Genomic DNA, 12,151 nt, shown 5'->3' on the forward strand with positions numbered 1-12,151 from the left:
CGCATGTGCTCTTACGCCAGCAAAACAACTGCTTTTGCGCACTTGTTTACTCGCATGAGCTCTTACGCCAGCAAAACAACTGCTTTTGCGCATTTGTTTCCTCGCATGTGCTCCCACGCTGGCTAAATAACTGCTTTTGCGCATTTGTTTCCTCGCATGAGCTCCTACGCCAGCTAAATAACTGCTTTTGCGCATTTGTTTCCTCGCATGAACTCCCACGCTAGCTAAATAACTTCATGGCGCTCACTTAATCGATGAAGTTCAAATAAGCCAGCAGCCGTCTCAGCATCACGGCACTTTGGGCCCGGGTTGCTGTTGCTTTCGGAGCGAGATGGCCTCCGTCCACTCCCTGAATCAGACCCGCTGACAACAAGCCCGACATCGGCTCTTCCGCCCAACGGGCTAGAGTCGACGCGTCGCGAAAGCGGCCCAGCGCCTCTGATTCGACCGCCGGCAAGCCGCCTGCGAATTGCGCCGCGTGTGCAAGCATCACCGCCATTTGCTCGCGGGTGATCAGATCGCCCGGCCGGAACGTGCCATCCTCGTAACCTTCGGCCAGCCCTGCCTGAACGGCGGCATTGATCTCGCCGGCATACCATGCATCGGAAGGCACGTCGGAAAAGGCGATTACTGCGGGCCGGGCAGCCAATCCCAGTGAACGTGCCAGCATCGCTGCAAATTCGGCGCGGGTTACGCTGCCGTCCGGATCAAAGGCACCGTCCCCCTTCCCGTCCAAGATCAGCTTATTGGCGAGCAGTTCAACATCTGCTTCCGCCCAATGCCCCGCTAAATCGGCAAAGGCATGATCGGTGCCAACAACGGCGTATCGGCTATCGTGAGGAGCCGAAAATACAGCGACGTATGCACTGGAAGTATCCCCGCGAAAAACGGCGGGAACAAAATGCAGACGTTCTTCCTCATCAACCCAAACAACCGTTGCATGGGCCGGATCAGGCGCCGTATCCAATCGAATCGCCCGTTCCACATAAGCTCCCGCAAAATCGGCGATGACCTCCCCGTCAATATCCAACGTAAAATCAACAGGGTCGGCGAGTCCCTCGTAGCCATATCTCGCTAAAGCCGATTCGAATTCCAAAAGATCCCGCTCCGCTGCTTCCGCGATCGTAACGGTTAGGACTGTGCCGGGTTCTCCCTTCCACAGGCGCAGCGGCAAGCTGTAGGTTGCCCGGTTCATCGTGACCCTCAGGACAGCATCGGGCTGTAGCCGCAGGATGTCGCGAATCGCCTGCATCGGCAGGTCGGTTTTGAGGATGGGAGCGGGGGCGGCGATCTCAAGCGTGCTCTCGCTTCCGGATGCGAACAGTGCAGATAGTTCGCTGTCACCCAGAATAAATCGCTGTACCTCTCGGCCATCGCTTGCCTTCTCATGAGTCACGGCAACAAGCAATTCTTGGCCCCCGGCTTTGATTTTGGCTTTATCCGGCTGACTGGAGGCCAAAGGCTTCACCGGAATGTATGAACCTCCTAAACTTCCAGAACCTCCAAAGCCTCCGGAGCCCGCAGGCGGGCCAGGCGGGTCATTGGGCTCCAGGACGATGCGGCCCAAATCAATGCTTGCTCCCGCTTCAACGTTTGCGTTTGCGGTCTGTGTCTTGTAGCCCGCAGCAAGGAATTTCACCGTCTGCAGGCCGGTCGGGAGGTTCGTCAATGTAAAGCTGCCGTTGGCGCGGGTCGTATCGCTTATCCCATAGGCGTCAACCGTCACCGTTACCCCGGGCAACGGCATATTTCCAGTACCATAGACCGTACCGGTCACCGTGCCGAATTCCGGGGATGGAGGCTCGGCAACCATCAAGCGAAGGGTCACCCCTGCGGAGGCACCTCCGGCGTCGGTAACCGTGACAGTGACATCAAAGCTGCCCGATTCCCGGGGCGTCCCTTCCAACTTGCCTGTACTGTCAAGAGCGAGTCCTTCCGGAAGACCTGTTGCTTGCCAGACTAATCCGCCTCCTGCTCCATCATAAGCTTCAAGCTGCTGGACATAGGCGCTCTCTTGCCGGGCCATTGCCAAGCCTTCCGTAAGCACCGTCGGACGCAGATAGGGGTATCCGCCGTTGACCGCCGGATGGATCGCCCAGGTATTCGCGAAGTCCCAGCCGGTATAGGTCGCAGCTTGGACCATCTCAGCCGTAGAATGTCCTGCGGCTTCGGCCGTTCCGCCGCTTTCGTCAGCGATGCCGACGGACTGCTCCGTTGCTTCGGAATCAAAATGGGAGCGGAGAACGTTGGCCTCCGACCAAAGATGCCCTACAACACCGGCAACTACCGAGTGTGGACTCCCATGACCCATGGACACCTTGCCCGCAGCATAACTTTCTACGATCGTGCCGTAAATCATAAAGCCAGTCAGTCCGCCGGAGAAATAAATAAACATCCCCTCTGACGACTGAAGTTCGATGACTCCGGTGGCATAGGAATTCTCAATCAGCCCCGCGCCCTGGGAGCCGACCAAGCCGCCTGTGTAGGTATTTGAAGCATATCCGCCCATGACCGCAGCTGCCGAGGAAGAGCGGGAAATGGTCGAATTGACCGCAACACCGACCAGACCTCCGGTTACATGGGTGTTTTCGCTCACCGGTACGCTGGCAACGGAGCCCGCTACTTGCGTAAGCAGAATCTTGCCCCCATCGGTTAATACGCCGGCTGCGCCGCCGGTGTTAGCACCACCGCTGATTTGAACGGCCAGCTGCAGTTGCTGCACGGTTCCGGTGACCTTTCCGAAGAAGCCGACGTTTTCGTACTGTTTAGGATCCTCCCAATCGGCGCTGTTGATCTCTACCCCGGAAATCAGGTGCCCCCTTCCGTCAAAGGTGCCACTGAAGGCGTCATTGTCATTCCCGCCAAACGGAAGCCAGTCAACCCCGCTTAAATCGATATCATTCATCAACCGGATATTCGAAGCCACATAGTCGGGCTGATGCTGGTTAATATAGACAAGCTGCTCCGCCGTTGATACCTGTACCCAGCCTTCCACGACAGGCGGGGGCGAGGGAGCGTCAGCATGCACAGAAGGCGTCTCCCCGGAGGTGAATTGCACCGCCAAGAGGATCACGGCCAGAATAAACGATACACAGCGTTTCATGAGTTAAGCCCCTTTCTATGATCAAAAAATAGTTACCGGATAAAGAATGGTTACAACATCTGCCCAAACAATTTATAGTGTAATATAGCAGCCATCTTTGGATGTTTCATTTTTGTTTCAAATTTTAATAAACTACGAATAAGGAGTGATCGGCTTGGAATGGATACCGACGAGTGGCCCGTACGTCCCTCACCGACACATCGTCGGCTTTACCCGGGAGCTGGCAAGCTTCAAGCAATGGCTGACCGATTCAAACTCGACCACAAGCCTGTTCGACGTATCGGGAATTGGCGGAATCGGCAAAACTACGCTGCTGTTAGAAATGACGAAGGCCGCAGCGCAGGCCGGGATTCTCACTCTTTGGCTGGATGGGCAAAGCGAGCTGGCGACGTCGGGTGCTTTCTTATCCGGCCTCGAAGCGAGCCTGGAAATCGAGTACGGAAGACAGCGTGAGCCGGGCCTTCCCCTGCTCTCCTTCGTGGTCGGGGAGCTAACCCGGCAACGCTCCGTGTTGTTGATCGATAATTGCTCACGACTAACCGGGATTGAGGGATGGCTGATGTCAAGCTTCCTTCCCAAACTGACCGGCGCCGAAGTGCTGTTCGTCATGGCTTCGCGAGGCGGATTGCCCATTCAATGGCATACCAGCCCTTATTGGGGACACCGCATCCAGGCATTTCCTTTATCGTTATTAACGCGCGCAGAAGTGCTTGACTATTTGCACCGATGCGGCCTGGATGACATGCTGCGGACGGAAATCGCCCGGAAAACCGAAGGGCTCCCCCTGCTCCTTGCAATGACTGCAGATATGCTGTATTCCCGGCAGAGCAATCCCGATGCCGGCGCAGGGCTTGGCGAGATTCCGGGCAGACTGAGCGCCGATATTTTGCGGGAAGCGGCTTCTCCGGATTTGTATCAGGCTTTATCGGTCCTGTCGCTGCTGCCGGCAGCGGATCAAGCGACGCTAAATCGCATACTAGATGCTCCGCTGGAGGCCGCCGGCTACTATGCGCTTGGAAATCTGTCATTCGTCCGCAGAACGGCCTGCGGCTTAACGCTGCATCACGTGATCGCCGGGCTCCTGCGAAGCGATTTCGCCCAGAGGGATGCCGATCAGTTCCAAGTCCGGCGGCAGCAAGCGTTCCAGCTATTGGCAGAGCAATTCCGCCTCGCGGATATCCGGCAGCAAAGGGGGATCGCTGCGCATATTCTGGAGCTGTACCGCGAGTTTTTGCCGTCTGCCCATGCTTACGCTGACTTCTCCACTGCATTGAACCCGGGAGTCCACACGCCGTTTCGCCCGGAAGACCTCGACAGCCTCCAACAATTGCTGGCGGCGGCGATTTCGCCGACGAACTGGCAATCCGAGCTGGTTCATGCGCAGGAGTACTCCGCATTGCTCGACGATATCGCCCGGTATAGCCCCGAAGGCATCTGTGTCGTGCGCGATGATTCGGGGGCCCCGCTGGCCTTCTGCGCCGGATTCTGGCTGCATGGTTCGACCCTGTCGATGCTGGATCGGTACGCCCCAGGCATTCTTGCTTTATTAAGTGATGAGCAGGTCACTCTCCGGACGCTCCCCCGGGAGTTGACCGACACAGTTTGCGTGCTGCTTGCTGCCGTTGATGTTCGTCATCCCTTATATGGACCGGAGGAATTGGGCGCTTTGCTGATGCGGCAATGGTTAGTTGAAATGACCAGCGGACTCCGGGGAATCATGATTACAGCTGATCCGCAGCTCAAGGGTCTGTTCCAAAATCTTGGCTTTCAGAAGATGGGACACATCAAGTTAAACGGTACCGAAGCGGAGGGCGAACTGACCCGGTGGGAACTGGACTTCCGGCATCAGGCCTTCGACAAGTGGGTGAAAGAAATTATCCGGCAAACCGGACCCGCAGGTCTTCCCGCGCTGATTTCCCGGAATGAGCCCCGTGCGAAGGTGGATGGAAGCGCGGCAAAACAGATCTTGGAGCTGCTGTTCAGCGGCGATGAAATGGACCAGCTCCCGGTTGTGCAAACGCTGGGACTGCGCGGCTCTGACGTGCGGAACTGCGTGCAGAATATGTTGACGACCAACGAAACGCCCTATCCGCTGACCCAGTTGGATCAGAGTATCCTTAGAGCGGTTTATCTACAGAGGAATCGCAACAAGAACCAACTGGCGGACGATTTTCACATGAGCCGAACGACGTTTTACCGCCATAGCCTGCAGGCCTTGGAGCATATGGGCCATGTGCTGACACAGGCCCTTTCCGGAATGGAGAGTTAGTTCAAGACGAACTGAATAGATCGGATCTATATGAGGTATTCCTTAAAAAGCCAAGGAGCTAAGCGATCTGTTCTCGCTTAGCTCCTTGGTTCTTGGCGTCATATCTGCAATTCAATCATTTTTCTGAACGAATGCATCCAATGCAGCATCAATTTCCTATTCATGTCCCGCCATCATATGGCCGCCGGTGTCAAAAGCAAGCAGCGTGTAATTCTGAAACCGTGAAATGGCCTGCTCTATAGCATCAAAATTGGCTAATTTGTCATCTCTGGTGAATAGCCGGGCCTCATAGGCCAACGGCTCCTCAATGAAAAGTTGCTAAAAAGCTGGGAGGCCTCTACATTTCCATACTGCTCCACCGTTAGCATTCTTCTGAATTTCGAGACAACCTCATCCTGCAAATAAAACATAAATAACTGATAGCATAGCTCTTCCAAAGTCCCCTCCGTTGCCAAAACTGCGTCTAAAATTGTAAGAAGTACAACTAAAACCTCGACATTCCCAAATTTCACAGGTTTAAGTGTACAACCTACAGCTAAAAGTCTGTTCTTTTATCAGGATGACTGAGATTTGCGAACCTAACTGTACTCTATACAGCTATTTTAAAATTAGGGGCCAAAGCTCAGAAATTAGGCGTAGCTTTTACAATTAAACCGCTACCATAAGTTGAATATAAACTGGAGCAGTCATCCTGTTGGTTCAACCTTTGTTCCCTCCACCCGCATAGCGGGCGGTTTCGCCCGCTTCGCGAGCTCAACTAGCTAAAGCCGTAATAAAACAACTGGCACCGAAGAAATATCGGTACCAGCTAAAAAACAAACGCTATTGCGTATTCAGGAAGCGTATCGCACTTTCATAAGCCCGAGGCGTTGCAAACACACCCCTGATTGATTCCAGCCATGCCAGTGGAGCTCCTTCGATGGTTGAGCAGCGAAGACCTGCCGCTTCGCACAGAATCCGTCCGGCTGCATAATCCCATGGAGCGAGCTTAGAGACGTACACCGACTGCTTGCCTAGCAGCAAATGAATGAACTCCGTACCCGCACAGCTCTGAATCCGGACGCCGCAGCTTCCCCAGGCCAGGGCCTGCACATTCGAGACATTATCTGCGAACATCTGCCAATTGATCGCTACCAGACTGTCCTTCAGCTCCTGATCCTGCGGCGGCTGAAGCGGTTGACCATTATAGTATAAGCCCATATCCGGTCCGCCCCAGATCAGACGTTCACGCATGCAATCGTAGATGAAGCCGCATTTGCCCGCCCCATTCTCCACAACCGCAACCATGATGGCAAAGTTCTCTTGCTGCTTGATAAAATTCATAGTTCCATCAATGGGATCCAGAATCCATACGCGACCGGACATTTCCACAACCTGGTCTCCTGTGCCTTCCTCACCAAGAATACGATCCTCGGGATAGAACTCCCGGATGTTGCTGACCAGAAACTGTTCAATACGGCGATCCATATCTGTCACCAAATCCAGATTGCCCGTCTTCTGGGATATTTCCCTTTCTTCTTGAAAAGAATCCCGCAGCATTTGGGCCGCTGTCTCCAGCCAGGCAAGCACTCGCGATACATCCAGGTCATTCATGCTATACGCCTCCTCCACCATTCCGGTAACTGACAATCCGGTTGTCAATGTGGTCCAAATACCAAAGGTTTCTTTCAGGATCAGGCCGAAATACGGTTACTTCAACCTTCCTCACTTCAACTTATGTTCAGGATTTCTCCATTGGCTAGCGTGACTGCTGCCTTTCCATCTCCAATACGAACTCCCAATGCCTCAAGCGCTTCTGCAAGCTCCGGCATTTCCGCTTCACCAGCTTGACCATAGACGGCAGATATCAATAAATGCGTGCCCGGCTCTAAAATTGCAGTCAAAGTAGGCAAGATCGTGCGGGGATGCAACAGATTAGTGTCGGCATTCGGATAAACTGCAACGGCACTACTGTAACCAACGAGTCCGTATACCGCTGAGCACCCGATAGAATTCCTTGCCGTTACCTGCTTATCACCCTCTTCGACAGCAGGCGGGTCCTGAATCCCCAGGGCGAATCCGCCCTCTGCGGCATCCAGCGGATGCGCCGTTACAATTCGATGGATGCGAATATGCCACGGCAATCCTGCCAGGATCCATGTCCGCACCTCAACATCACGCCACGGAAGCCACCGGGCATACAGGACATGACCTTGAATCCAGGTCTCCTCGTTCTTTCTGCGAACGCGATAGAGATTGTCCCGCTCGCTCAAGCCCAGCATGGAATCTGTTGCCGACTGTCCCAAGCCCCATTCCGCTCGCGGCACGCTGAAGCCAAAGACACTCGAGTAGGCAAACTTCTCATACTTTGCCGAGGTATGCGTATGCTCATTTGTTGAGAGATGCCCGGTATTGAACGCTGTGACATGACCTGTCTCCTCCTCTCGGCATAGCACCAGATGAGGCTCCGGCTGCACAGACAGCGCCGGAAGATTTGGCAGCTCCTGCTCTTCTTGCTTCCAGAAGAGTTCCTTTTCGCCGATCGCTAGGATAAGAAACGTCTTTAACGCCCAATAAGGGGAGCCTGGCGAATTATAATTCTCGGCCATGATCAAATTCGGATACGCATAACCCACCGTCAGAATTCCGCCGGCATCGAAAATGGGCTTGCTGAACCACCAGCGCAGATTCCGCAGTACCAATCCTTTTACAACACCTGGTGTAAATATCTCATTATAAGCCCCCGCATACGCCAACGCGCTCCAGAAAGCGGCTTGGGCAAACCGGTAGGTCATACTTCTTCCATAAGCGATTGCCGAGCCATCCGGTGAGAACCAGTGAATAAAATCCGCTGCAAATTCAAGTGCTCTTTGCTTGAAGCGACTACAGCGTTCAGGATCTTCCTGTTCCATCAGCTTGGCGTAGACTAGCCCGTAATAGTGCATGGCGAAAGGCACGTAATAGTCGCCGTGCCCTCCGATACCGTCACTATACCACCCTCCGCCAAGGTCAAATTCCTCGATCCGCCACAGGTTTCGCTCCATTTGCTCTTTGTCATAAGGCTCCCCGATTTTATAGAAACCCATATTGACCATCACGTTGAAGAACAACCAGTTGCAATCATGACATGGGTGGCTGTTCATCTGATTGAGCCATCGGTAGAGATGCTGGCGTTCCCGCTCATTGAGGGGCTCCCAGATTATCTCGGGGATCAGGCAAAGGGCGAGACCGAGAACGGCCATCTCCACCAGACGCTGATCATAATCGCCAACCTCTCCCCAATATTGATCATGCTCTGGATCCGTGCCGTTCAGGATACCTTGCAGACAATCTGCCCACAGCTCCTTCGTGCCTCCTCCTGCCAGGTCAGGGACAATCCCCCATAGGATGCGCGAAAAGCCTTCCATGCCGGCGAGTTTCTCTCCATATCCCGCACTGCTGCCTTTGATCGGCAGGCGACTTCCCCCCAGCTCATACAGCGGCTTGAGCGGGCGAACCAGCTGGCGCAGTGCTTCCTGGACCTCCTGCCGGGTTTTCAGCGGATTCCGTTCAATCGAATTCAGGATTTCCACCATTAAGGATATCTCCTTTCCATGCTCCGTATCTCCCTAGCCTTATTCCCAGCAGAGCGTATTCAAGCCTTTTAGCCTCGCCAAGCCCTCTACAAAGTAGTAATCGCCATAGATGAGCGGAACATCGATGTTCGTCCCTTGCGGGTAATTGCTGGTTCCATGAAGAAGCAGACCTTCCTCCTTCTCTTCCCAGGCTCCATAATTTTTGTAGAGAGATTCCAGGATTCGCACGGCTCCCGTCTCATAGACGGCTGCATCTGCTCCATCCAGTTGGGCGGACAGCAACAGCAGGCCGCAGGCCGCACAAGAGCCGGCAGATGAATCGCGCAAATTCAGCAATTCTTCAGGCGCTCTGAAGTCCCATGCGGGGACATGATCCTCCGGCAACCGGCTGAGGAAGAAGTTGGCGGCACGCTGTGCTGCTGCTAAATACTCCTGCTTTCCGGTATGATGGTAGCCTAGAGCAAGACCGTAGATCGCCCAGGCCGCGCCGCGTGACCAGGCCGACTCCGCCGCATAGCCTTGGCCTCCCAGTCCTTCCAGCCTTTCTCCGGTATGCGGATCAAAGCGGACGATATGGTAGACCGAGCCATCCTCCCGGAGGAAATGCTTGACTACCGTATCCAGATGGGCCTCGGCAATATCGGGCGTAACGAGGATCGCCGCTTACCCGGGAAGCCCAGAACAATAGCGGCATATTCATACAGCAATCGATAATGGCGATTCCCTCATTACGTTCTCCTTCCTGCCAGGGATTCCATGCACGAATATATCTCCCTTTCAGATTGAAGCGCGCCGCCAAATAGTTTGCAGCCTTCAACGCCCGAATGCGGGAGGTCTCATTTCCCGTCAGCTTGTAATTCATCACACTGGTCAATGTCCACATGAAGCCAAGATCATGATCCAATGTCACATAACCATCCAGCACACTATCCAGCTTCGCTTCGCATTCCTCCGCCAGCTTTTTCAGCTCATCATGGCCGCTTCCGCTGTGCAACACCCACAGCAGGCCTGGCCAGAAGCCGGCGGTCCACCACCCGGGACTTGCCAGATCATAGGTGCCGCCCTGACTTGCATGGGGAAAGCCCGATCCGATTCGGGCCGCATTCTGCACGGTCTTCTTCAGGGAGCGCTCCCATGCTTCATCAATCCATGCCGCTTGCTTAGTCATTCGCCACATCCTCCGTTTCTTTCTCTATATAAGTTCAACTAATGATCATGCACTGGAGGCAACGTGTAAAGTGTTCTTACGATCACTGTTGTTCGCGAGTTTCTTAGATTGAACTAGGCCATGTAAAGGAAGAAATCCGCTCACAAAGGCGAACGCTGCCGCTTCTTCAGAACTCTTTACACTTAGCCCTTTCTGTGCGTAGCTTCTTCATTTCAATTTATATAGAACAAATTGAAACTGAAATTGAAATCTCATGGTCCGCTTCAGCTGAAGGGCATGAAAATCCACGGTGTACCAAACCGCATCCCTGCCAAAGTGATCACGGAATGTCCGCCTGCTTATCTCCGGCCGCAGCAAATCCGCATCGTAACGAAGCTCCAGCGCGGCTTTTCCCTCCCGGCCGGGCAGGACAATCAATCCGCTCTCGGCTGCAAGGACAGGAGGAAGAAGCGTGACAAAGCGTTCCGTCAACGAGCCGGGAGCAGCCTTGAACCGGAATTCATCCTGAAGAGCCAGGTTCGGAAGCTTGGACTTATGCCAGCTCCAGGAGCGGGTAAACGATGTTAATTCATCCAGCGGATAAGCGGAGGATAGCTCCATCATCAGCTTGTCTTCCTTATCGGTAATTTTCGCTTCCCGGATCTGCGCCTGTCTGCTACGCCCCGCTGCCTGAAGAACACCGTTAATGATCGGAACAGCGTGTCCTTGCGCACCGTTACAAGCGTAGTCATATCTGCCTTCATCACGAAAATAATCCTTCGTATATTCTCCGCAGCCAAGATCCGAGAGATAAAATTCACCGTCATGGGCCAGCATAAACTGGCCAAGATCATGGTGATTGTGCGGCTCATCATTATGACCGCCCTTCGCCGCCCATCCGAACACACCCGCATCTGCGGCCACCCTTGACACGAACCAGCCCGCATCCTCAAGATAGACATCGATCGGACCCCAGTCGCTCCTCGCCTCGCACTCCTCCCGCCACAATAGATTCCGGAGTGCCGGGGCCCAGCGGCTGCAATGATCGTCCCGATAATCCGCACGCAACCGGAGCGGGGGAGACTGCACCTCTTCATACTTGGAGGAAAGGTACTGGGAAAGGCCTAAATGAACGGCCGCATGCGGCAAGGCGTCTGAAAAATTGGCGACGGCATCGCCGCCGAGAAAGCATTTTTGCTGAAAACCCGCAATACTGCGCACCTGCTCCCTTTGAAACCAGTCCTGCTGTCCTCCGCTTCGCTTGAGCAGCAAATCGGCATAGTAGATGAAATAACCGAATCCATAATTCCAGTAGCCCAAGCCTTCCAGACAGGCCCCATCCTTTCCGAAGCCGCGCAAATAAAACTCCATGCTCCGTTCTGTCTTCTCCAAGATCCGGGCCAGACGTCCGGCATCTTCCTCCGAGTCCAGCAGCAGCAGCGCCGCCGAGCCGATCGAGCCCGCACAGACCGCAGACCAATTATGCTCCGCCTCCTCCCAGCTATAGGGTCCCTGCTCCAGTAACGGGCGGAACAGGCGCTCTTCAACCAATTCAGCGATCCGCGAGCGCAGAATCTCAGGCAGCCGGTCACCAAGAAGCAGCCGGAGCTCGGCCAGCGTAAAGCCTGTCTCCGCCAGGAACAGATCAATCTCCGCGCTAACCGATTTATCGAGACTGACATGAGCAGGAAGGCACCAGGTCAATTCACTGCCGATCGACCAGATCGCATCCAGTAAGGCCGTATGATAACACTCGGATTCTGGCTCAAGCAGACTAAGGAGTGCGAAGGTATTCAGCCGCCTTCTTTTTTCAAAATAAATCTGTTCGAATTCCAGCCGGGAGCCCTGCGTATGAAAAAGGGAAAAGGTCGAGTAGCTCAGCTCCTGAGCAGGGGCAGCCAGCAGCCTTTTCCCCTCCGCTCTGATCTCCGCCAGATCGCCCGCATATTCCGGGCTGCTCCGCACCTTGCTCCAGAAGGCTTCTGCATCTCCCCCGGGATAATAAAAGCCGAGACTGATGGCCTGCAGTTCAATGTTTTTCACCTCTAATGTTTTTCACCTCTTTGGTAACTATTTCT

Annotated in this window: 6 protein-coding genes and 1 pseudogene; 1 reads left to right on the forward strand and 6 read right to left on the reverse strand. The window is 54.3% G+C overall.

Annotation, left to right across the window (positions count from 1 at the left end):
• Both TX85_RS27790 and TX85_RS25535 read right to left on the reverse strand, forming a co-directional pair.
• A partial coding sequence (locus TX85_RS27790; RefSeq protein ID WP_222860721.1) for a hypothetical protein occupies positions 1-219 on the reverse strand: 219 nt, incomplete at its 3' end.
• Positions 220-247: 28 nt separating this feature from the next.
• Positions 248-3,103 (reverse strand): S-layer homology domain-containing protein, encoded by a 2,856-nt coding sequence (locus TX85_RS25535; RefSeq protein WP_049895157.1) that lies wholly within the window; start codon positions 3,101-3,103, stop codon positions 248-250.
• 154 nt (positions 3,104-3,257) lie between these two features.
• On the opposite strand from TX85_RS25535, the gene TX85_RS21790 reads away from it, so the two are divergent.
• Positions 3,258-5,372 carry a bacterio-opsin activator gene (locus TX85_RS21790; protein WP_233500823.1) on the forward strand — a complete coding sequence of 705 codons (2,115 nt, stop codon included), beginning with the start codon at positions 3,258-3,260 and terminating at the stop codon, positions 5,370-5,372.
• Positions 5,373-6,194: 822 nt separating this feature from the next.
• Here TX85_RS21790 and TX85_RS21795 read toward each other — a convergent pair.
• The 4 genes and pseudogenes from TX85_RS21795 to TX85_RS21810 all read right to left on the reverse strand — a co-directional run bounded on the left by TX85_RS21795 (position 6,195) and on the right by TX85_RS21810 (position 12,116).
• Complete coding sequence (locus tag TX85_RS21795) at positions 6,195-6,965, reverse strand: inositol monophosphatase family protein (RefSeq protein ID WP_044481972.1); 771 nt, start codon at positions 6,963-6,965, stop codon at positions 6,195-6,197.
• 116 nt (positions 6,966-7,081) lie between these two features.
• A complete protein-coding gene (locus TX85_RS21800; protein ID WP_044481973.1) occupies positions 7,082-8,926 on the reverse strand; it encodes a DUF2264 domain-containing protein in 1,845 nt (614 codons plus the stop codon).
• Positions 8,927-8,965: 39 nt separating this feature from the next.
• Positions 8,966-10,103: pseudogene (locus tag TX85_RS21805) on the reverse strand (glycoside hydrolase family 88 protein).
• A 198-nt stretch (positions 10,104-10,301) separates the two neighbouring features.
• Positions 10,302-12,116 carry a heparinase II/III family protein gene (locus TX85_RS21810; RefSeq protein ID WP_044481974.1) on the reverse strand — a complete coding sequence of 605 codons (1,815 nt, stop codon included), beginning with the start codon at positions 12,114-12,116 and terminating at the stop codon, positions 10,302-10,304.
• Positions 12,117-12,151 lie beyond the last annotated feature (35 nt).

The organism is Paenibacillus antibioticophila (genome assembly GCF_000455265.1).
Lineage (GTDB): Bacteria > Bacillota > Bacilli > Paenibacillales > Paenibacillaceae > Fontibacillus > Fontibacillus antibioticophila.